Source organism: Achromobacter sp. ISS7 (assembly GCF_056523125.1).
Genome location: NZ_JAWRZD010000001.1, coordinates 6222679 through 6243774 on the forward strand (window position 1 = coordinate 6222679; position 21096 = coordinate 6243774).

At 66.1% G+C, this 21096-nt stretch carries 16 protein-coding genes and 1 tRNA gene; 13 read left to right on the forward strand and 4 right to left on the reverse strand.

Going from position 1 to position 21096, the window contains the following annotated elements; all coding sequences use genetic code 11:
• The first annotated feature begins 14 nt into the window (after positions 1–14).
• Positions 15–1325 (forward strand): solute carrier family 23 protein, encoded by a 1311-nt coding sequence (locus tag AC1HFW_RS28305; protein WP_198487186.1) that lies wholly within the window; start codon positions 15–17, stop codon positions 1323–1325.
• 126 nt (positions 1326–1451) lie between these two features.
• Here AC1HFW_RS28305 and AC1HFW_RS28310 read toward each other — a convergent pair whose 3' ends face one another.
• Positions 1452–3071 carry a methyl-accepting chemotaxis protein gene (locus AC1HFW_RS28310; RefSeq protein ID WP_479286014.1) on the reverse strand — a complete coding sequence of 540 codons (1620 nt, stop codon included), beginning with the start codon at positions 3069–3071 and terminating at the stop codon, positions 1452–1454.
• Between the two features lie 710 nt (positions 3072–3781).
• On the opposite strand from AC1HFW_RS28310, the gene greA reads away from it, so the two are divergent.
• Positions 3782–4258, forward strand: coding sequence for a transcription elongation factor GreA (gene greA, locus AC1HFW_RS28315; RefSeq protein ID WP_006390687.1), 477 nt, complete (start codon positions 3782–3784; stop codon positions 4256–4258).
• A 133-nt stretch (positions 4259–4391) separates the two neighbouring features.
• Here the strand turns inward: greA and AC1HFW_RS28320 are convergent, their stop codons facing one another.
• The gene (locus AC1HFW_RS28320; RefSeq protein ID WP_020926788.1) at positions 4392–4994 is read right to left on the reverse strand and encodes a YhbY family RNA-binding protein; all 603 of its coding nucleotides are present in this window, start codon (positions 4992–4994) and stop codon (positions 4392–4394) included.
• 18 nt (positions 4995–5012) lie between these two features.
• On the opposite strand from AC1HFW_RS28320, the gene AC1HFW_RS28325 reads away from it, so the two are divergent.
• The 5 genes from AC1HFW_RS28325 to AC1HFW_RS28345 all read left to right on the forward strand — a co-directional run bounded on the left by AC1HFW_RS28325 (position 5013) and on the right by AC1HFW_RS28345 (position 10995).
• A complete protein-coding gene (locus tag AC1HFW_RS28325) occupies positions 5013–5645 on the forward strand; it encodes an RlmE family RNA methyltransferase (RefSeq protein ID WP_006390685.1) in 633 nt (210 codons plus the stop codon).
• Between the two features lie 227 nt (positions 5646–5872).
• A complete protein-coding gene (gene ftsH / locus AC1HFW_RS28330) occupies positions 5873–7771 on the forward strand; it encodes an ATP-dependent zinc metalloprotease FtsH (protein ID WP_006390684.1) in 1899 nt (632 codons plus the stop codon).
• A gap of 18 nt (positions 7772–7789) precedes the next feature.
• Positions 7790–8635: a dihydropteroate synthase gene (gene folP / locus AC1HFW_RS28335; RefSeq protein ID WP_006390683.1), complete on the forward strand. Its 846-nt coding sequence runs from the start codon at positions 7790–7792 to the stop codon at positions 8633–8635.
• On the forward strand, positions 8632–9975 hold the full coding sequence (glmM, locus tag AC1HFW_RS28340) for a phosphoglucosamine mutase (protein ID WP_479286016.1): 1344 nt from the start codon (positions 8632–8634) through the stop codon (positions 9973–9975). The genes folP and glmM overlap by 4 nt, the downstream gene beginning before the upstream one ends.
• A 216-nt stretch (positions 9976–10191) precedes the next feature.
• Positions 10192–10995, forward strand: coding sequence for a GNAT family N-acetyltransferase (locus AC1HFW_RS28345; protein ID WP_035359337.1), 804 nt, complete (start codon positions 10192–10194; stop codon positions 10993–10995).
• A 180-nt stretch (positions 10996–11175) separates the two neighbouring features.
• Here AC1HFW_RS28345 and ppx read toward each other — a convergent pair whose 3' ends face one another.
• Entirely contained in the window at positions 11176–12663 is a 1488-nt protein-coding gene (gene ppx, locus AC1HFW_RS28350) for an exopolyphosphatase (RefSeq protein ID WP_006390680.1), read from the reverse strand.
• Positions 12664–12882: 219 nt separating this feature from the next.
• Between ppx and ppk1 the strand changes: the two genes are divergently transcribed.
• The 5 genes from ppk1 (at position 12883) to pstB (ending at position 19302) form a co-directional block, all read left to right on the forward strand.
• The gene (ppk1, locus tag AC1HFW_RS28355; protein WP_006390679.1) at positions 12883–14958 is read left to right on the forward strand and encodes a polyphosphate kinase 1; all 2076 of its coding nucleotides are present in this window, start codon (positions 12883–12885) and stop codon (positions 14956–14958) included.
• A 447-nt stretch (positions 14959–15405) separates the two neighbouring features.
• Positions 15406–16446 (forward strand): phosphate ABC transporter substrate-binding protein PstS, encoded by a 1041-nt coding sequence (gene pstS, locus AC1HFW_RS28360; protein WP_006390678.1) that lies wholly within the window; start codon positions 15406–15408, stop codon positions 16444–16446.
• A gap of 137 nt (positions 16447–16583) precedes the next feature.
• Positions 16584–17600 carry a phosphate ABC transporter permease subunit PstC gene (gene pstC, locus AC1HFW_RS28365; RefSeq protein WP_479286019.1) on the forward strand — a complete coding sequence of 339 codons (1017 nt, stop codon included), beginning with the start codon at positions 16584–16586 and terminating at the stop codon, positions 17598–17600.
• Positions 17601–17623: 23 nt separating this feature from the next.
• Positions 17624–18478, forward strand: a complete 855-nt coding sequence (gene pstA, locus AC1HFW_RS28370) for a phosphate ABC transporter permease PstA (RefSeq protein WP_479286020.1) — start codon at positions 17624–17626, stop codon at positions 18476–18478.
• Between the two features lie 47 nt (positions 18479–18525).
• Complete coding sequence (gene pstB, locus AC1HFW_RS28375; protein ID WP_006385463.1) at positions 18526–19302, forward strand: phosphate ABC transporter ATP-binding protein PstB; 777 nt, start codon at positions 18526–18528, stop codon at positions 19300–19302.
• A 127-nt stretch (positions 19303–19429) separates the two neighbouring features.
• Here pstB and AC1HFW_RS28380 read toward each other — a convergent pair whose 3' ends face one another.
• A complete protein-coding gene (locus AC1HFW_RS28380; protein ID WP_479286022.1) occupies positions 19430–20785 on the reverse strand; it encodes an MFS transporter in 1356 nt (451 codons plus the stop codon).
• Between the two features lie 156 nt (positions 20786–20941).
• On the opposite strand from AC1HFW_RS28380, the gene AC1HFW_RS28385 reads away from it, so the two are divergent.
• A tRNA-Pro gene (locus AC1HFW_RS28385) sits at positions 20942–21018 on the forward strand.
• The last annotated feature ends 78 nt before the right edge of the window (positions 21019–21096 follow it).

The following is a 21096-nucleotide window of genomic DNA, read 5'->3' on the forward strand; positions in this document are numbered from 1 at the left end:
CTCCCGGGGATTCCATGTCCAATTCCTATTTTCCGCGCTGGCGCCTGGCGGACGACGCCCAGCCCGGCGTCATCATCGCCCCCGACGAACGGCTGTCCTGGCCCAAGAACGTGGCCATGGGCGCCCAGCACGTGGTGGCGATGTTCGGCTCCACCGTGCTGGCGCCGCTGCTGATGGGTTTCGATCCCAACGTCGCCATTCTGATGTCGGGCATCGGCACGCTGATCTTCTTCCTGTTCGTCGGCGGCCGCGTGCCCAGCTACCTGGGCTCCAGTTTCGCCTTCATCGGCGGCGTCATCGCCGTCACGGGCTATGCCGGCGGCGGCGCCAACGCCAACATCGGCGTGGCGCTGGGCGCCATCATCGCCTGCGGCCTGGCGTATACGCTGATCGGCGTCCTGGTCTGGATCGCCAATGGCCGCGCCGGCGGCGGCGCCAACTGGATCGACACCCTGATGCCGCCGGTGGTGACCGGCGCGGTGGTCGCGGTGATCGGCCTGAACCTGGCGCCGATCGCCGCCAAGGGCGCCATGGGCGCCTCGGGCTTCGACAGCGCCATGGCCATCGTCACCATCCTGTGCGTGGGCGGCATCGCCGTCTATACCAAGGGCATGGTGCAGCGCCTGCTGATCCTGGTCGGCCTGATCCTGGCCTGCGTGGTCTACGCCATCTGCGCCAACGGCCTGAACCTGGGCAAGCCGATCGACTTCTCGGCCGTGTCGGCCGCCGCCTGGTTCGGCCTGCCGCACTTCGCCGCGCCGGTCTTCAAGGCCGAGGCCATGGGCCTGATCGTGCCGGTGGCCATCATCCTGGTCGCCGAGAACCTGGGCCACGTCAAGGCCGTCAGCGCCATGACCGGCCAGGACCTGGACCGCTACCTGGGCCGCGCCTTCGTCGGCGACGGCGTGGCGACGATGGTCTCGGGCGCCGTCGGCGGCACCGGCGTCACCACCTACGCCGAGAACATCGGCGTGATGGCGGTGACCCGCATCTATTCGACGCTGGTGTTCGTCATCGCCGCGCTGATCGCCATTGTGCTGGGGTTCTCGCCCAAGTTCGGCGCCTTGATCCAGACCATTCCCGGGCCCGTGCTGGGCGGCATGTCGGTGGTGGTGTTCGGCCTGATCGCCATCGCCGGGGCCCGCATCTGGGTGGTGAACCAGGTCGACTTCAGCGACAACCGCAACCTGATCGTGGCCGCGGTCACGCTGGTGCTGGGCGCGGGTGACTTCACCGTCAAGCTGGGCAACTTCACGCTGGGCGGCATCGGTACCGCGACCTTCGGCGCGATCATCCTGTACGCGCTGCTGCGCCGCAAGAAGTAGGGCGGGGCGGCGCAAGGGGCAGCCATGGCTTGCTTTTGCGCCGGTCCCGCGAACTGGCCGGGCGTCGCGCCCGGCCGGCTTCCTTCAGGGGCATGAGCGGGACCGGCCGCGGCCGGTCCGCTCGCCTCAGGAGCGCGACAGCCGCGAGGCCGGCGTCCTGCCGCCGACCTGCACTGGCGCCACCTCGATCACCTGGCCCGACTGGGTCTTGAAGACCGAGGTCGCTTCCGCCAGGCGCCGCGCCTGGTCCTCCATGGCCGAGGCGGCGGCCGAGGCCTCTTCCACCAGCGCGGCGTTCTGCTGCGTCACCTCGTCCATCTGCGAGACCGCCAGGCTGACCTGGTCGATGCCGCCGGCCTGCTGGGCCGAGGCCGCCGAGATCTCGCCCATGATGTCGGCCACCCGCTGCACCGAGATCACGATTTCCTCCATGGTCTGCCCGGCCGCCGACACCTGGGACGAGCCGGCCGCGACGGTCTCGACCGAGGTTTCGATCAGGGCCTTGATCTCCTTGGCCGCCTGGGCGGCGCGCTGCGCCAGGGTGCGCACCTCGCCCGCCACCACGGCGAAGCCCTTGCCCTGTTCGCCGGCGCGGGCCGCCTCCACGGCGGCATTCAGCGCCAGGATATTGGTCTGGAAGGCGATGCCGTCGATCACCGAGACGATATCGGCGATGCGCCGCGAACTCTCGGAAATGCCCTGCATGGTGGCCACCACCTGGCCGACCGTGTGGCCGCCGCGCTGCGCCACCTCCATGCTCACCGCCGCCAGCTGGTTGGCCTGGGCGGCGTTGTCGGCGTTCTGCTTGACTGTGGCGGCCAGTTCTTCCATGGTCGAGGCGGTCTCTTCCAGCGCGGCCGCCTGTTCCTCGGTGCGGGTCGACAGGTTGGCGTTGCCGGCGGCGATCTCGGCCGCGCCGACGTTGATCTCCTCCACTCCCTGGCGCACCGTCGTCACCGTGCGGGTCAGGCCTTCCTGCATGCGCCGCACTGCGGAAAACAGCGTGCCGATCTCGTTGTTGGAGCGGGCGTCGACCCGCTGGGTCAGGTCGCCGGCGGCGATCCGGTCGAAATGCCGGCCGGCGTCCTGCAGCGGCAGCAGGACGCCGCGGCGGATGAAAGCCCAGCACAGCACCGCCAGCAGCAGCGCCACCGACAGCAGCACGATGGCCGAGATGCGGGCGGTCGAATAGGTGCTCTGCGAGCGTTCCAGCACGCCGTCGCTGCGCTCCTGGACCCGAGCCAGGAACACCTGCATGTCCTTGGCGAAATCGGCGTCGGCCTGGCGCACCCGCGCTTCGTTCTGCTGGTAGCGGGCGACCGAGCGTTCCTTGAGGGCCGCGTCCAGTTCGTCCAGCCCGGCGGCGTAGGCGTTGAAGCGGCCCTGCAGGACCACGGCCAGTTCCTGGCCGCGTTCGCTCTTGGGCACCGCCATGTAGCGCTCGAAGCGTTCGCGGGCCAGTTTCAGCTGCTCGGCGGCGGCGGCTTCCGCGCTGGCCGCCTGGTCCTGGGCGCCGGCCTGCAGGTCGGCGATGCCCGAGCCCAGCGACAGCCGGGCGCGCAGCAGCGCGGCGTTGGATTCATAAAGCGGATCGACCTGGTGCACGGCGACATTATTCAGGTCCTCGATTTCCCGCACGCTGTTTTCGGCATTCATCCAGCTCAAACCGCAAGCCAGCGCCAGGGTAATCACAAAGCAGGCCAACACCAGCATCATGCCCGTACGGACTTTCAATTTTTCCAGCATGGGAGCTCCCGTTCTTGAACGCGCTCCACCGCAGGCGCGGATCCTTTGCACGCCAGCGCTGCGATAGAGGGACGAACGTCGCGCCCGGATGACTGCGATGCGTCCGCCCAACCTGCAACACGCACAATCAATCGCTTTACGCGTGGCCGAAATGGCCGGCCCGCGTATCCCTTCGCTTAAAACAGGAAAATGCCGGCGAATACCGGCATGTATTTAATTGTTATTAATGGGCCAGTTTGTCGGTTATACCTTTTTTATTGAATACAACCTGCCGTTTTTACATAAACCCTTTTGATAACCCCCCGCGGTCGGGTTTATCCCTACCGCTGAGTATCTTTTACGCAACGCCGGCGCCGATCCAGGAAACGACGGGTTTTAGCGGGTTACAGCGCCGAAATGCGCCGAAAACGCCGGTTTCTCCGGTGGCTTGCAATTCCCGTGGACTTTGACCACAATATGGCCTTGATTGCCCCGGTTCCGACCCGAGCCGGGGTTTTGTTTTGGTCGCAGCTTGCCGCATTCGTCCGGCGGGCCGGCCCGAGCGGGCAGCGGGGGATCCATCGGGTTCAGCCTTGCCCGCCCCTGGCCGTTCCGCCCCAGACGTTGCCCGTCACGACTTGTCATCCGACGGCGCCCATGCGTCAGGTCCATGACCTTCACACCGAGAACGCTCCGTCGGGGGCGTTTTCTACTTTTGTTTGGGAAACGACATGTCTGCCATTCCTTTGACCGTGCGCGGGGCCGAGCGCTTGCAAGAAGAGCTCCAGCGGCTGAAAACCGTGGAACGTCCCGCCGTCATCAACGCTATCGCCGAGGCGCGCGCGCAGGGCGATCTGTCGGAGAACGCCGAGTATGACGCGGCTCGCGAGCGCCAGGGTTTCATCGAGGGCCGGATCGCCGAGCTCGAGGGCACGCTTTCCAATGCCCACCTGATCGATCCGAGCTCGCTCGAGGCCGAAGGTCGTGCCGTGTTCGGCGCCACCGTCGACATCGAGGACCTGGATTCGGGTGATCGCGTGACGTACCAGATCGTCGGCGACGTCGAAGCCGACATCAAGGCGAACCTGATCTCCGTGTCGAGCCCCGTGGCCCGCGCGCTGATCGGCAAGAGCGAAGGCGACGTGGTCGAGGTCAAGGCCCCGGCTGGCGTTCGCGAGTATGAAGTCCTGGGCGTGCGTTACATCTAACGCCGGCCCTGAGCGGTAAAATCAGCAAAACACCATAGACCGAACCGGGCATCCGGAAGGATTCCCGCGGCAAGATTGCGGAACACTATGGTGGACCGGGCGCGTAAAGCGCCCGTTTTTGTGCCTGGCGGTACTATCGCTTGGGCGACGACTTGCGGCTGGTGCCGCTGCGTGCCCCGGCCCGCAGGCTCAGTGCGCTGCCGGCGCGGCGCGGAATGCCGTGGCTGCCGGAAGTGGTTTTCTTGGTGCCGGGACGCATCGGCTTGCCGTTCTTGTTGAGCTGGTCCTGCGGCACGAAGCGGGTCTTCGGCTTGGGCTCTTCCGTCTCGGAGCGGCGCGGGCGCTTGGCCAGGGTCTTGCCTTCGGCGGCCAGCTTCTTGGGCGTATGCGGCTCGGAGGCGCGGCGCTTGGCGGGACGTTCCGGCTCAAGGGCGGCCAGCACGGGCGGCTTGATGTTGCCGGCCAGCGGGCGGAACAGGATCAGGGTCTTGCCCAGGTGGTGCACCGGGGCGCAGGACAGGGTGTCGCAGATGGTCGACAGCATGGCCTCGCGGGCCTCGCGATCGTCGCCGCCGGCCCGGACCTTGATCAGGCCGTGGGAAGTGAGTGCCAGGTCGATTTCCTTGAGCACGGCTTCGGTCAGGCCATTGTCGCCGATCAGGACGACGGGGCGCAGAGGGTGAGCGGCGGACCGAAGGTCGCTGCGCTCACGAGAGGTAAGTTCTAATATAGGCATGCGTGGAATTGTACGGTAATGGCCAAGAATAAATTCTCCAAAGACTGGATTCACCAGCACATCAACGATCCCTATGTGAAGATGGCGCAACAGAAGGGCTACCGGGCCCGCGCCGCCTTCAAGCTGATCGAGATTCTCGACACCGAGAAACTGCTGCGTCGTGGCGACCTGGTCGTCGACCTCGGCTCGGCCCCCGGCAGCTGGTCCCAGGTGGCGCGCGAGCGCCTGGCGGGGCCGGGCGGGGTGGTGGACGGGCGCATCATCGCCCTGGACATGCTGCCCATGGAGCCCGTGGCGGGCGTCGAATTCATCCTCGGCGACTTCCGCGAAGATGACATTTTGAAACAACTGGAAGAGATGGTCGGATCGCGCGCGGTGGACCTTGTAATTTCCGACATGGCCCCCAACCTATCCGGCGTGGGTATCGCCGACGCCGCGCGCATCCAGCACGTGTGCGAGCTGGCGATGGAGTTTTCCCTCGCTCACCTCAAGCCCAACGGGGCGCTGATCGTCAAGGCATTCCACGGAACCGGCTTTTCGCAGATCGTGGAAACCTTCAAGCAGCACTTCAAGCGGGTGGTCGAGCGTAAGCCGAAGGCGTCGCGGGACAAGTCCTCCGAAACCTTTCTGGTTGCCCGCGATCTGAAATAACCCGCGCCGGGGCCCGTGCCCCGGTCACAAGAACCTACCGGCCCGATGGCGGCCGGCCTGCCGAGACAACGACCAGCAAAATCACGAATCAGACGTAACTTAGCGGCCCCGCCCCTTCCCAGGACGCAACCCGGTCCGACAGGGTAGAATGGGCTATTGACATACTTGTGACTGTGCCATATGCGGGTGCGCGGTCGCCGGTCGGAATCGAAAGCAGGAGATCGACCTTGAATAATTCATTTTCGAAAGTCGCCGTCTGGATGGTGATAGCCCTCGTGCTATTCACGGTCTTCAAGCAGTTCGACGGACGCGCGCAGACCCAGGACGGCGTGACCTACACGCAGTTCATGGATGACGCCAAAGCGGGCCGTATCCGCAAGGTGGACGTGCAAGGTGGCCCTGGCGGCGACGTGCTGTACGTCACGCCGGACGCGGGCCGCGCCTACACGCTGACCTCGCCGGGCGACCTCTGGATGGTCTCCGATCTGCTCAAGTACGGCGTGCAGGTGTCGGGCAAGCCGCGCGAAGAGCAGTCGCTGCTGATGAGCATCTTCGTGTCCTGGTTCCCCATGCTGCTGTTGATCGGCGTGTGGGTGTTCTTCATGCGCCAGATGCAGGGCGGCGGCAGGGGCGGCGCGTTCAGCTTCGGCAAGTCGCGCGCCCGCATGCTCGACGAGAACACCAACCAGATCACCTTCGCCGACGTGGCCGGCTGCGATGAAGCCAAGGAAGACGTCCAGGAACTGGTCGACTTCCTGCGCGACCCCAGCAAGTTCCAGAAGCTCGGTGGCCGCATTCCGCGCGGCGTGCTGATGGTCGGCTCGCCCGGTACCGGCAAGACGCTGCTGGCCAAGGCCATCGCCGGCGAAGCCAAGGTGCCGTTCTTCAGCATCTCCGGTTCGGACTTCGTTGAAATGTTCGTCGGCGTGGGCGCGGCCCGCGTGCGCGACATGTTCGAGAACGCCAAGAAGCACGCGCCCTGCATCATCTTCATCGACGAAATCGACGCCGTCGGTCGCCAGCGTGGCGCCGGCCTGGGCGGCGGCAACGACGAGCGCGAGCAGACGCTGAACCAGATGCTGGTGGAAATGGACGGCTTCGAGTCGGGCCAGGGCGTCATCGTGATCGCCGCCACCAACCGTCCCGACGTGCTGGATCCGGCGCTGCTGCGTCCGGGCCGTTTCGACCGCCAGGTCGTGGTGCCGCTGCCCGACATCCGTGGCCGCGAGCAGATCCTGAAGGTCCACATGCGCAAGGTGCCGCTGTCGCCCAACGTCGACGCGACCATCCTGGCGCGCGGCTGCCCGGGCTTCTCCGGCGCCGACCTGGCCAACCTGGTCAACGAAGCCGCGCTGTTCGCCGCGCGCCGCAACGGCCGCACGGTCGACATGTCGGACTTCGAAAAGGCCAAGGACAAGATCATCATGGGCGCCGAGCGCCGCTCGATCGTCATGCCCGAAGAGGAACGCAAGAACACCGCGTACCACGAGTCCGGCCATGCCATCGTCGCCCGCCTGCTGCCCAAGACCGATCCGGTCCACAAGGTCACCATCATCCCGCGCGGCCGTGCGCTGGGCGTGACGATGCAGCTGCCCGAGACCGATCGCTACAGCATGGACAAGAGCCGCCTGCTGTCGACCATCGCGGTGCTGTTTGGCGGCCGTATCGCCGAAGAGATCTTCATGGACCAGATGACCACCGGCGCCTCGAACGACTTCGAACGCGCCACGGCCATCGCCCGCGACATCGTCACGCGCTACGGCATGACCGACGAGCTGGGCCCGATGGTCTACGCCGAGAACGAAGGCGAGGTCTTCCTGGGCCGCAGCGTGACCAAGACCACGCACATGTCCGAAGCCACCATGCAGAAGGTGGATTCCGAGATCCGCCGCATCATCGACGAGCAGTACGGCGTCGCGCGCAAGATCCTGGAAGACAACCGCGACAAGGTCGAAGTCATGACCGCCGCGCTGCTCGAATGGGAAACCATCGACGCCGACCAGATCAACGACATCATCGAGGGCCGCCCGCCGCGTCCCCCGAAGACGCCGCAAGGCCCGTCGGATACGTCTGATACGCCTCCGACTGGCCTGGCCGCCGGCGGTAACACGGCAGCCGCGGTCTGAGGTCTTTCGTCCTGATTTATGGCGAATAACTTCCTTTGCGGGCGCTTCGAGTTTGATCTCGAGCGCCCGCTTGTCATGGGTATCGTCAATGTCACGCCGGATTCGTTTTCCGACGGCGGCCAGCACGACGATACCGATGCCGCGGTGGCGCATGCGCGCCGCCTGATCGACGAAGGCGCGCAGATCCTCGATCTGGGCGGCGAGTCGACGCGGCCCGGCGCCGATCCGGTGTCGGTCGCCGACGAACTGGACCGGCTGCTGCCGGTGATCGAGGCGCTGCGCGACTGCGGCACGCCGCTGTCGATCGACACCTTCAAGCCCGAGGTCATGCGCGCCGTGCTCGATGCCGGCGCCGACATGATCAACGACATCTACGGCTTCCGACAGCCCGGCGCCATCGAGGCGGTGGCGCAGTCGCGCTGCGGACTGTGCGTCATGCACATGAAGGGCGAGCCGCGCACCATGCAGGCGACGCCGCCCGAATATTCCGACCTGATTGGCGAGATCGGGCTCTTCCTGGGAGCGCGGGCACAGAAGCTGCGCGCCGCCTGGATCGATCCCCGACGCATCGTGCTGGACCCCGGTTTCGGGTTCGGCAAGACCGCCGACCAGAACTTCCAATTGCTGCGCCGGCTGTCGAGCCTGCGCAGCGGCGGTTATCCATTGCTGATCGGCCTGTCGCGCAAGAACATGATCGGCCAGGCCACCGGCCGGCCGGTCGGCGACCGGCTGTCCGGCAGCATTGCCGCCGCCCTGGCCTGTGTGGCCCGTGGCGCCTCGATCGTGCGGGTGCACGACGTGGCGGCCACGGTCGACGCGCTCAAGGTCTGGCAGGCGGCTGAACAAGGAGCAATCACTTCATGACTCAACGCAAGTATTTTGGTACCGATGGGGTGCGCGGCGAAGTCGGCGGCCCGGTGATCAACGCGGAATTCGCCCTGCGCCTGGGTTACGCGGCAGGCCGCGTGCTGGCGCGCGAACACGCGGTGCGCGGCGGCAGCCGCCCGCAGGTGGTGATCGGCAAGGACACGCGCATCTCCGGCTACATGCTGGAATCGGCGCTGGAGGCCGGCCTGTCGGCCGCGGGCATCGACGTGCTGCTGGCCGGCCCGATCCCGACCCCCGCCGTGGCCTACCTGACCCGCGCGCTGCGCCTGGTGGCGGGCATCGTGATCAGCGCCTCGCACAATCCGTACCAGGACAACGGCATCAAGTTCTTCTCGGCCCAGGGCATGAAGCTGCCCGACGAGATCGAGGCGGCCATCGAGGCCGCGCTGGACGAACCGCTGGGCTGTGTCAGTTCCGAAGGACTGGGCCGCGCGCGCCGCATGTCGGATTCCCAGGGCCGCTACATCGAATTCTGCAAGAGCACGTTTCCCAACGACCTCGACCTGAACGGCATGACGATCGTGGTGGACGCCGCCCATGGCGCCGCCTACAACATCGCGCCGCACGTGTTTCGCGAGCTGGGCGCCGAAGTGCATGCCATCGGCGTGCACCCGGACGGCTTCAACATCAACAAGGGCGTGGGCGCGCTGCACCCGGAGCAGCTGGCCAAGGAAGTGAAGGCGCGCGGCGCCCAATTGGGCATCGCGCTGGACGGCGACGCCGACCGCCTGCAGATGGTGGACGGCGACGGCCGCATCTACAACGGCGACGAATTGCTGTACGCGATCCTGCGCGAGCGCATGCAGCGCGGCAAGGTGGACGGCGTGGTCGGCACGCTGATGACCAACTTCGGCTTCGAGCGCGCGCTGCAGCGCCTGAACGTGGGCTTCGAGCGCGCCAACGTGGGCGACCGCTACGTGCTGGAGCAGATGCAGGCGCGCGGCTGGCTCTACGGCGGCGAAAGCTCCGGCCACCTGCTGTGCCTGGATTGCCACTCCACCGGCGACGGCATCGTCGCCGCGCTGCAGGTGCTGACCGCGCTGCGCCGCAACCGTGTCTCGATGGCCGACTGGATCAAGGACCTGCGCATGTATCCGCAGAAGATGATCAACGTGCCGCTGACGCCGGGCCAGGACTGGAAGACCCATCCGGGCCTGACCGCCGCGCGCCAGGCCGTCGAGGCCGAGCTCGGCGACCGCGGCCGCGTGCTGATCCGCGCCTCGGGGACCGAGCCCAAGCTGCGTCTGATGGTCGAGGCCGAGGACGAAACCCTGGCCGTGACGTCGGCTGAGAAGCTGGCGGCCAGCCTGGGATAACCTCAAATCCACCAGGACCAGACATGGCCATTCATTGCTTTGCGATGAATGGCCATTGTTTGTGAGAAACAGGTATTGATTTGTAAAGTTTTGTCGAACTTTGCGGGATTAAGGCCGCACCGCTCCGAACTAAACTTCATAGTCACGTAACATATTGGTCAAGTCTTTGACATACAGGGCGTCCAAACTGACCGGACTCTCTAGGAGCTTCGCGCAATGCTGGAACTAGCACGCATCAATCCAAGCCGTAATGCTACAGAACCGTGGACGGGCCCCGCCGCACGGGTGCTGGTGGTCGGCCTGGCGCGCACGGCCGAGGAAATTGAACAGATCCAGCGCCTGCGCTACGACGTCTTCACCGAAGACATGGGCGCGGTCTTTCCCGATGCCCAGGACGGAATCGAGCACGACCGCTTCGATCCCTTCTGCGAGCATCTGATGGTGCGCGAACTCGACACCGGCCGTGTCGTGGGCACCTACCGCATCCTCACGCCCGAAAAGGCGCGCGAGGCCGGCGGCTACTACTCGCAATCCGAATTCGACCTGTCGGGCCTGGGCCCGATCCGCGACGAGGTGGTGGAGGTGGGGCGCTCGTGCACCCACGCCGACTACCGCAACGGCGCGGTCATCATGCTGCTGTGGTCCGGCCTGGCGGAATACCTGCGCCGCGGCGGCTACCAGTACGTGCTGGGCTGCGCCAGCGTCAGCCTGCGCGACGACGGCGTCACCGCCGCCGAAGTGTGGCGCACGATTTCCAAGCAGTTGCCGAAAGAAGGCCAGCCGCACGTGACGCCGCTGCACCGCTACCCGGTGGAAAAGCTCAACAGCACGCTGCCGGCCCGCGTGCCGCCGCTGATCAAGGGCTACCTGAAGCTGGGCGCGACGGTCTGCGGCGAACCCGCCTGGGACCCGGATTTCAACGCCGCCGACTTCCCGGTGCTGCTGAAGATGGACGGCATGGACGAGCGTTACCGCCGCCATTTCGGCCTGGATCAACCCACGGCCAACGGTCAGCGCTGATCATGCGCCGCCTGTTCCGCCGTATGAAGATCAAACTGATTCGGCGGGCAACGCGGCCATTCCGCCTGGAGCTCAAACAGCTCGAACGCGAGACGGATCTCTCGCCGTTCTAGCGCTTGATGCCTGTTTCGCCGCGCGGCCCCGGATGCGCCCGGGGCCGCGCTGTTTTCAGGACGCGATTCAGAACTCGAGCAGTTCGAACGAGAATCCCACCTTCGACCATTCCGCTTCTTCCGCGCGCAGCGTGAAGTCGCTGAGCGGGTGCTGCGCGAGCCAGTCACGGTTCACGCGCACCACGATGGAATCGTTGCGCATGGACGCGGTCAGGGGCAGGGGTTCGATCTCGCCGCGGCGGCGGAACAGCAGCACGGCCAGCCGCAGGCTGAGAATGGCGATCCACTGGGCGCGGTTGCGCACCAGCGGTTCGAGCTTGCTCAGCTTGCCCTGGTGGCCCAGCGCCAGCAGCGCCAGCAGTTGCTGGTCGGCGCGCGAAAAGCCCGGCATGTCGGCGTTCTCGAGCACGTAGGCGGTGTGCTTGTGGTACGCGTTGTGGGCGATCGACAGGCCCACTTCGTGCAGGTCGGCGGCCCAGCCCAGGGCGGCGCGCAGTTCGGCGCGTTCCGCGCCTTCGGGCATCATCGTGTCGAACAGGCTGAGGGCGGCGCGGTGCACGCGGCGGGCCTGGTTGACGTCGACGTGATAGCGCTTCATGAACTGGCGCACCGATTCGTCGCGCTTGTCATGCTCGTCGTCGCGGCCCAGCAGGTCGTACAGCACGCCCAGGCGCAGCGCGCCGTCGCCGGTGTGCATGACGTCGATGCCCAGTTCGTCGAACAGCGCGCTCATGATGGCCAGCCCGCCGGGCAGCACGTCGGCGCGCTCGACCTTGATGCCGGGCAGTTCCGAGGGGATGACGCGGCCGGCGCGCACGATGCGGTCCTTCAGCTTGCTCAGGCCGGCGCGGGTGATGCCGCGCTCGGACATGCCGCCTTCGGTGAGGATGGCGTACAGCGCCTTGGCGGTGCCGGAGGAGCCGTAGGCTTCCTTCCAGCCGGTCTTGCGGTACTGCTTGGCGATGACTTCGATCTCGCGCCGCGCGGCCAGTTCGGCCTGCTTCATCTGATGGGCGTCGACAATGCCGTCCGAGAAGAACTGCCGGCTGTAGCTGACGCAGCCCATGTAGAGCGACGACATCAGGCCGGGTTCGTGGCCCTTGCCGATGATGACTTCGGTGGAGCCGCCGCCGATGTCGATCACCAGGCGCTTGTTGGGCGAGGGCGGCAGGGTGTGGACCACGCCCGAGAAGATCAGGCGGGCCTCTTCGCGGCCGGCGATGACTTCGATCGGGAAGCCCAGGGCGGCTTCGGCCCGGGGCAGGAAATCGCGGGTATTGCGCGCCACCCGGAAGGTGTTGGTGGCGACCGCGCGCACGCGGTTGGGATGGAAACTGCGCAGGCGTTCGCCGAAACGTTCCAGGACGGCGATGGCGCGCTCGATGGCTTCGTCGCCAAGGCGTTTTTCGGCGTCCAGCCCGGCGGCGAGCCGGACGGTTTCCTTGAGGCGATCGATCTGGTAGATCTGGGGCGTACCGTCCTGCTGAACGATGCGTCCGATGGAGAGGCGGAAGCTGTTGGACCCGAGGTCCACGGCGGCCAGAAGTTGATCCATGCGGCTCGTAATATTGGCTGTGAGGTGGCCTGATTATAGAGACCCCATATGACAGCGCCTTGGGCTGCGGGTTTTCGCTTATGGAACATGCAGTTGGCGCCGGGAGAGGATGCTCCATGCGTCCCGGTTTTGTCGTACGCTACGCATTTGGCGCTGTGTCATAGAGCTGTCACCATTTTGCAGTAAAACTCCACGCTCTCCCTACGTATGGAATCCGGTATGACCACACGCCCGCCCGCCGAGCCCTTGCTCCTGAATCGCGAGTTGTCGCTGCTCAAATTCAACGAACGCGTGCTGGCGATGGCGGAGAATCCCAGTACGCCCCTGCTCGAACGGCTGCGCTACGTCTGTATCGTCAGTTCCAACCTGGACGAATTCTTCGAGATCCGGATCTCGAGCCTGAAAGAGCAGCAACGCCAGTCGCCCAACTCGGTCGGCCCGGACGGCATGACGCCGGACCAGGCGTTCGAGAACGTCCAGCAGGCGGTGCACGAGCTGGTGGGGCGGCAGTACGCGCTGCTCAACGACGCCATCCTGCCGGCGCTGCAGGCCGAGGGGATCGCGCTGCACCACGCGTCGGAATGGAATGCCGAGCAGCAGGAATGGGCGCGGGATGTCTTCAACCGCGACGTGATGCCGCTGCTGACCCCGATCGGGCTGGACCCGGCGCACCCGTTCCCGCGGGTCTACAACAAGAGCCTGAATTTCATCGTCTCGCTGTCCGGCGCCGACGCCTTCGGCCGCCAGGCCTCGATCGCCGTGGTGCAGGCGCCCCGCGCGCTGCCGCGCCTGATCAAGATGCCGCCGGAACTGTCCGGCCACCCGGAAGGCTACATCCTGCTGACCTCGCTGCTGCGCGCCTTCGTCGGCGAGCTGTTCCCGGGCCTGGAGATGCTGGGCTGCTACCAGTGGCGGGTGACGCGCAACAGCGACCTGTTCGTGGACGAGGAAGAAGTCACCAACCTGCGCCACGCCCTGCAGGGCGAGCTGTCGCAGCGCAACTTCGGCGCCGCCGTGCGCCTGGAAATCGACAAGCTCACGCCGGTCGAGCTGGAAACCTTCCTGCAGCGCGAGTTCTCGCTCAAGGCCGAGGACACCTACCGCGTGCCGGGGCCGGTGAACCTGTCGCGCCTGATGCAGCTGTGCAATTCGCCCAACCGGCCCGACCTGCTGTTCCCCGACTACCGCGCGCCGGTGCAGGCGCCGTTCGACCGTGTCGGCGACAAGCCGGCCGAGCTGTTCGAGGCCGTGGCCGAACAGGACCGCCTGCTGCACCATCCCTATCAGTCGTTCCAGCCCGTCATCGACTTCCTGACCGCCGCCGCGCTGGATCCGGACGTAATGGCCATCAAGCAGACCATCTACCGCACCGGCGAGGATTCCGAGCTGATGAAGATCCTGCTGGCCGCGGCGCGCGCCGGCAAGGAAGTGACGGTGGTGGTGGAGCTGATGGCGCGCTTTGACGAGCAGACCAACATCAACTGGGCCTCCAAGCTGGAAGAGGTGGGGGCGCACGTGGTCTATGGCGTGGTGGCGCACAAGACCCACGCCAAGATGGCGGTGGTGCTGCGGCGCGAAAAGGGCCGCCTGCGCCGCTACGCCCACCTGGGCACCGGCAACTACCACCCGCGCACCGCGCGCCTGTACACCGACTTCGGCCTGCTGACCGCCGATCCCAAGCTGTGCGAGGACATGGACAAGGTGTTCGCGCAGCTGACCGGCCTGGGCGCGCGCCGCTCGCTCAAGTCGCTGATGCAGTCGCCGTTCACCATGCACGACGGCATGGTGGCGCTGATCCGCGCCGAGGCCCGCGCCGCCAAGGCGGGCAAGCGTTCGCGCATCATGGCCAAGATGAACTCGCTGCTGGAAGAGCAGATCATCGAGGAGCTCTACAAGGCCAGCCAGGCGGGCGTGAAGATCGACCTGATCGTGCGCGGCGTCTGCGCGCTGCGCGCCGGCGTGCCGGGGCTGTCCGAGAACATCCGGGTGCGTTCCATCGTCGGGCGCTTCCTGGAGCACTCGCGCGTGTTCTATTTCTACGCCGAGGGCGCCGAGACGGTGTACCTGTCGTCGGCCGACTGGATGGACCGCAATTTCTTCCGCCGCGTGGAAATCGCCTTCCCGATCTACGACAAGACGCTCAAGAAGCGCGTCATCGACGAGGCCTTCACCTTCGCCCTGCGCGACAACCAGCTGGCCTGGCAGCAGCAGGCCGACGGCGACTACGTGCGCGTGCGCAGCCGCCGCGAACCCTTCAACCTGCATCAGTACCTGATGCAGAAGCTGGGCACGTAACACCCGGGCGGGCGCACCAAGCCCGCCCCCTTTTCCCCGGCACCGGGCACCCCGCATCCGAGGTCCACCCGGCCCGCGCCCATCCGCCCCTGAAGGCGCCGCGCGCCCGGAGAGCCACGCCTTCCCAAAGCTAGGCCGCGCCCATCCGCCCCTGAAAGCGCCGCGCGCCCGGAGAGCCACTCCTTCCCAAAGCCAGGCCGCACCCATCCGTCCCTGAAGGCGCCGAGCGCCCGCCAAGGCACCCCCTCCCCAAGCCAGGCCGCGCGGATCCGGCTCCGCCGGTCCGCCACCGGCGCCCCCCTGGGGGGGAAGCGCGCAGCGCTCCGGGGGGGGGTTTATGACTGTCACTATCTTGTCACGTTGGGCTTCTAAGATGCGAGGGTCGCTGAAAGACGGGCAGTAGAAAGCCTGCCAAAGACTCCTCTAACGAGCACAGAAGGAACCAAGATGTTCAAACGTGTCTTCAAACAAGTTTCCCTGGGCGTCGCGCTGAGCGCCGCCGTTTTCGCCGTCCAGGCCGCCGACGTGACCGGCGCGGGCGCTTCGTTCCCGTACCCGATCTACGCCAAGTGGGCGTCGGACTACAAGGCCGCGACCAACAACGCCGTGAACTACCAGTCGATCGGTTCGGGCGGCGGCCAGCAACAGATCATCGCCAAGACCGTCGATTTCGGCGCTTCGGACGATCCCATGAAGGCGGCTGACCTGGAAAAGAACGGCCTGCTGCAATTCCCGGCCGTCATCGGCGGCACGGTTGCCGTGGTGAACATCGACGGCGTCGAGCCGGGCAAGCTGAAGCTGTCGGGCAAGGTCCTGGGCGACATCTTCCTGGGCAAGATCAAGAAGTGGGATGACGCCGCCATCAAGGCGCTGAACCCCGATGTGAAGCTGCCGTCGGCCGACATCATCGTTGTGCACCGTTCGGACGGCTCGGGCACCACCTTCGGCTGGACCAACTACCTGTCCAAGGTGTCGCCGGAGTGGAAGGAACAAGTCGGCGAAGGCAAGGCCGTCAAGTGGCCCGTGGGCCAGGGTGGCAAGGGCAACGAAGGCGTCGCCGCCTACGTCGGCCAGCTGAAGAACTCGATCGGCTACGTCGAATACGCCTACGCCAAGCAGAACAAGCTGGCCTGGACGCAACTGCAGAACAAGGCCGGCAAGTTCGTCCAGCCGGAACAGAAGGCCTTCGCCGCCGCTGCCGCGAACGCCGACTGGAAGAGCGCGCCTGGCATGGGCGTGGTCCTGACCGACGAGCCGGGCGCCGATTCGTGGCCCGTCACCGCCGCCACCTTCATCCTGATCCACAAGTCGCAAGACAAGCCGGTTCAGGGCAAGGCCGTCCTGGAGTTCTTCGACTGGGCCTTCAAGAACGGCGCCAAGTCGGCTGAAGCCATGGACTACGTGCCGCTGCCCGACGCCGTGACCAAGGAAATCCGCGCCGCCTGGGGCGAGGTCAAGGCTGCCGACGGCAAGGCCGTCTGGAAGTAAGGCTGATGCCTGGCGCGGCGGCCCGGCCCCGCGCCAGCATCGAGCAACTGCCCTGGCATCCGGTCCGCCGGATGCCAGGGCGGGTCTCCCGGACCCACCTGTAGTTTCCCCCAAGGTTTCCTAAGGAAAGTCCATCCATGAGCGCGGTAATGGATAATAGTGTGCCGCTCCCGCCCAGCGTGGCGGATTCCGTGACTACCGGCACGCCTTCGCCTATGAAGCAAAATAAAAACGCGCTGATGGATGCGCTGTTCAAGAACCAGACCCGCCTGTTCGCCTTCCTGGTGTTCATCCTGCTGGCGGCGATCCTGGTGTCCCTGATCTACGGCAGCCGCGAATCGCTGGCCAAGTATGGCCTGTCGTTCCTGTGGCTGAACGACTGGGACCCCGTCAAGCAGAACTACGGCGCGGTGGTGCCCATCATCGGCACGCTGCTGACCTCGGCCATCGCCCTGATTATCGCGGTGCCGGTGTCGTTCGGCATCGCCATCTTCCTGACCGAACTGTCGCCGACCTGGCTGCGCCGCCCGCTGGGCACCGCGGTCGAAATGCTGGCGGCGATTCCGTCGATCATCTACGGCATGTGGGGCCTGTTCGTCTTCGTGCCGGTGTTCCAGCAGTACGTGCAGCCGTTCCTGATCGCCACGCTGGGCAGCGTGCCCATCATCGGCGGCATGTTCGCCGGGCCGCCGTTCGGCATCGGCATCTTCACCGCCGGCCTGATCCTGTCGATCATGATCATCCCGTTCATCGCCGCGGTGATGCGCGACGTGTTCGAACTGGTGCCGGCGATGCTGAAGGAATCGGCCTACGGCCTGGGCAGCACGACCTGGGAAGTGATGTGGCGCGTGGTGCTGCCGTTCACCAAGTCGGGCGTCATCGGCGGCATCATGCTGGGCCTGGGGCGCGCGCTGGGCGAGACCATGGCGGTGACCTTCGTGATCGGCAACGCCTTCAAGTGGTCGGGCTCGCTGTTCTCGCCGGGCAACTCGATCGCCTCGGCGCTGGCCAACGAATTCAATGAAGCCGGTGGCATCCAGAAGTCGGCGCTGCTGGAACTGGGCCTGATCCTGTTCCTGATCACCACGATCGTGCTGGCCCTGGCGAAGATGCTGCTGGTCCGCCTGTCGGCCGGTGAAGGCAAGAAATCCTGATCCCGCCGCACAAGGAAAAGATCATGGCTGTATCCGTACTCAATATGCAGAACGGCGTGTACCGCCGGCGCCGGGTGGTCAACCGCATCATGCTGACCGTCTCGCTGGGCACGCTGGTGTTCGGTCTGTTCTGGCTGTTCTGGATCATCCAGACGCTGCTGTTCAAGGGCGCGCCGGCGCTGTCGTACACGCTCTTCACCGAGATCACGCCGCCGCCGGGGCAGTCAGGCGGCCTGATCAACGCCATCTTCGGCAGCGTGATGATGGCGGGCGTGGGCACGCTGATCGGCACGCCGGTCGGCATCCTGGCCGGCACCTACCTGGCCGAATACGGCCAGCGTGGCTGGCTGGCGCCGGCCACGCGCTTCCTGAACGACGTGCTGCTGTCGGCGCCGTCCATCATCATCGGCCTGTTCATCTACGCCGTGTACGTGGCGCAGGTCGGGCACTACTCGGGCTGGGCCGGCGCCATCGCGCTGTCGATCCTGGTGATCCCGGTGGTGGTGCGCACCACCGACAACATGCTGCTGCTGGTGCCCAACAGCCTGCGCGAAGCCGCGGCCGCGCTGGGTTGCCCCAAGTGGCGCATGATCACCCTGGTGTGCTATCGCGCCGCCAAGACCGGCATCATCACCGGCGTGCTGCTGGCCATCGCCCGCATCTCGGGCGAAACCGCGCCGCTGCTGTTCACCGCGCTGTCGAACCAGTTCATGTCGACCAACATGAACGGCCCGATGGCCAACCTGCCGGTCGTGATCTACCAATACGCCGCCAGCCCCTTCAAGGACTGGAATGACCTGGCGTGGGCCGGCGCCACCCTGATTACGCTGCTGGTGCTGGGCATCAACATCATTGCCCGCAACATGTTCCGCAAGTAAAGATCGCTTTGCCGGCGCGCAGGGCGCGCCGGACCTAGGGAAACCAAATGGAAAACACCGCTACCGCCGTCAAGAACAAGATCGAGGTCAAGAACCTGAACTTCTACTACGGCAAGTTCCATGCGATCCGCAATGTGAACATGTCGATCCAGGAGAAGAAGGTCACGGCCTTCATCGGCCCGTCGGGCTGCGGCAAGTCGACGCTGCTGCGCACCTTCAACCGCATGTTCGAGCTGTACCCGGGCCAGCGCGCCGAGGGCGAGATCATCCTGGACGGCGAGAACCTGCTGACCGCCAAGACCGACATCTCGCTGATCCGCGCCAAGGTCGGCATGGTGTTCCAGAAGCCCACGCCGTTCCCCATGAGCATCTACGACAACATCGCCTTCGGCGTGCGTCTGTTCGAACGCCTGTCCAAGGGCGAGATGGACGAGCGCGTGGAATGGGCGCTGAGCAAGGCCGCGCTCTGGAACGAAGTGAAGGACAAGCTGCACCAGAGCGGCAACAGCCTGTCGGGCGGCCAGCAACAGCGCCTGTGCATCGCGCGCGGCGTGGCCATCAAGCCGGAAGTGCTGCTGCTGGACGAGCCGTGCTCGGCGCTGGATCCGATCTCGACCGCCAAGATCGAGGAACTGATCGCCGAACTGAAGAACGACTATACCGTCGTCATCGTGACCCACAACATGCAGCAGGCCGCCCGTTGCTCGGATTTCACGGCCTACATGTACCTGGGCGAGCTGATGGAATTCGGCCAGACCGACCAGATCTTCGTGAAGCCTTCGCGCAAGGAAACCGAGGACTACATCACCGGCCGTTTCGGCTGATCGCCGGCCGCGGCGCACGCCTGGCGGGAAACCGGCGGGCGCGGCTGCGGCAGGGGAGCATCACGGTGGAATCGACGGCGCGCCCTGGTGGGCGCGCCGTTGTCATTTGCGCCTGGCGGATGGGGCTTCAGGAACGCTGCTGCTCCAGCGTGCGCGCGCCGGCCGCCGGCTGCGTCGACGCGCCGCCCGCGTAACGGCCCGGGATCAGGATCACGAACACCGCCGCCAGCACCGCCGCGCACGAGAACGCGATGAAGTTCCACGCCAGCGGCAGTTGCAGGCCGGCCAGGTAGCCGCCGACGATGGGGCCGCTCATGGCGCCGATGCGGGCGAACGACAGCGCCCAGCCGGTGGCGGCGCCGCGCGCATGCGCCGGGTAGTAGCCGGCCAGGTAGCCGGTCAGGATCAGCGACGACGAAATGCTGCCGATGCCGGCCAGCGCCACCCACAGGTAATTGACCGCCAGCGGATTGTTGTAGGTCAGGCAGTAGATGCCGATCGCGCCCACCAGGTAGAACAGCGCCACGATCTTGCGCGGCTCGCTCTTGTCGGCGAACTGGCCCAGCACCAGGCCGCCGATGGCCGACGCCAGGCTGAAGACCAGCAGGAACGAGATGCTCGAGCCCAGGTCGTAGCCGTTCTTGCGCATGATCTGCGGCAGCCAGGTGTTCAGGCCATACACCAGCATCATGCCCAGGAACAGCGCGCCCCAGAAGCACAGCGTGGCGCGCAGGTGGCGCGGCGCGAACACCGCGGCCATCACATCGCGCCAGGTGGTCTTTTCACCCGTCACTTCGCGCGGACGGAACGGTTCCAGCGACGTAATGCCCAGGCGCTGCGCCACGGCGCGGGCGCCCGCCTCGTCGCCCTTGGCCAGCAGGTATTCCAGCGATTCGGGCAACAGCCGCGCCAGCACCGGCACCAGCAGCAGCGGCGCGGCGCCCACCAGGATCACCGCGCGCCAGCCCCAGTGCTGCAGCACGGCCATGGCCACCGCGGCGGAGCACAGGATGCCGAGCGAGTAGCCGGAATACATCACGCCGTAGTTGAAGCCGCGCCTGGCGGGCGGGGAATACTCGATGGTCAGGGCCGCCGCCACCGGGATCACGCCGCCCAGGCCCAGGCCGCCAATGAACCGGAACGTCGCGAACCAGGTCGGCGTCGGCGCCCAGGCCGCGCCGATCATGGTCAGCGAGAACAGCGTGACGCAGGCCAGCAGCATGCGCCGGCGGCCCAGCAGGTCGGACAGCGTGCCGACGGCGAACGAGCCGACGAACATGCCCGCCAGCGCGTAGCTGCCCAGCATGCCGAGCTCGATCGGCGTCAAGCTCCAGCTCTTGTCGTCGGCCAGGGCGGGCAGCACCGCGCCCATGACGCCGACGTCGTAGCCCTCGAACAGGATCGCCAGCCAGCAGACGAACAGCACGGTGTAAGTGGTCCGCGTGGGCGTGGCCCAGGCGGACGGAGAGGAGGCGTTGGCCATGTGGTTCCCGATGGATGTCGTTATTAGGTATGTTGAATTAATTTATGCTTCAACTATATAGGTGTCAATCAGGGGATCGCCGGGCCGGGCGTCGCCTGAACGGGTCTGCCGGCGATTTGCCGGGGGCGCGCCGGTATCTGGTATAGTTGCGACCCTCGGGGCGTAGCGCAGCCTGGTAGCGCATCTGCTTTGGGAGCAGAGGGTCGCGAGTTCGAATCCCGCCGCCCCGACCATATCAAGCAAGTCATTCCCGCGGTCCCCGCATCGGCGCCCCCTCTGGTGGAGTCGCTGGTGGACTGATGGCAAAGAAC

Coding starts and splice junctions, on each gene's coding strand:
- AC1HFW_RS28305 (WP_198487186.1), top strand. CDS start 15: ATGTCCAATTCCTATTTTCCGCGCTGGCGCCTGGCGGACGACGCCCAG.
- ppx (WP_006390680.1), bottom strand. CDS start 12,663: ATGGATCAACTTCTGGCCGCCGTGGACCTCGGGTCCAACAGCTTCCGC.
- ppk1 (WP_006390679.1), top strand. CDS start 12,883: ATGACCACACGCCCGCCCGCCGAGCCCTTGCTCCTGAATCGCGAGTTG.
- pstA (WP_479286020.1), top strand. CDS start 17,624: ATGGCTGTATCCGTACTCAATATGCAGAACGGCGTGTACCGCCGGCGC.
- folP (WP_006390683.1), top strand. CDS start 7,790: ATGGCGAATAACTTCCTTTGCGGGCGCTTCGAGTTTGATCTCGAGCGC.
- AC1HFW_RS28310 (WP_479286014.1), bottom strand. CDS start 3,071: ATGCTGGAAAAATTGAAAGTCCGTACGGGCATGATGCTGGTGTTGGCC.
- glmM (WP_479286016.1), top strand. CDS start 8,632: ATGACTCAACGCAAGTATTTTGGTACCGATGGGGTGCGCGGCGAAGTC.
- AC1HFW_RS28380 (WP_479286022.1), bottom strand. CDS start 20,785: ATGGCCAACGCCTCCTCTCCGTCCGCCTGGGCCACGCCCACGCGGACC.
- pstB (WP_006385463.1), top strand. CDS start 18,526: ATGGAAAACACCGCTACCGCCGTCAAGAACAAGATCGAGGTCAAGAAC.
- greA (WP_006390687.1), top strand. CDS start 3,782: ATGTCTGCCATTCCTTTGACCGTGCGCGGGGCCGAGCGCTTGCAAGAA.
- pstS (WP_006390678.1), top strand. CDS start 15,406: ATGTTCAAACGTGTCTTCAAACAAGTTTCCCTGGGCGTCGCGCTGAGC.
- pstC (WP_479286019.1), top strand. CDS start 16,584: ATGAGCGCGGTAATGGATAATAGTGTGCCGCTCCCGCCCAGCGTGGCG.
- AC1HFW_RS28345 (WP_035359337.1), top strand. CDS start 10,192: ATGCTGGAACTAGCACGCATCAATCCAAGCCGTAATGCTACAGAACCG.
- AC1HFW_RS28325 (WP_006390685.1), top strand. CDS start 5,013: ATGGCCAAGAATAAATTCTCCAAAGACTGGATTCACCAGCACATCAAC.
- AC1HFW_RS28320 (WP_020926788.1), bottom strand. CDS start 4,994: ATGCCTATATTAGAACTTACCTCTCGTGAGCGCAGCGACCTTCGGTCC.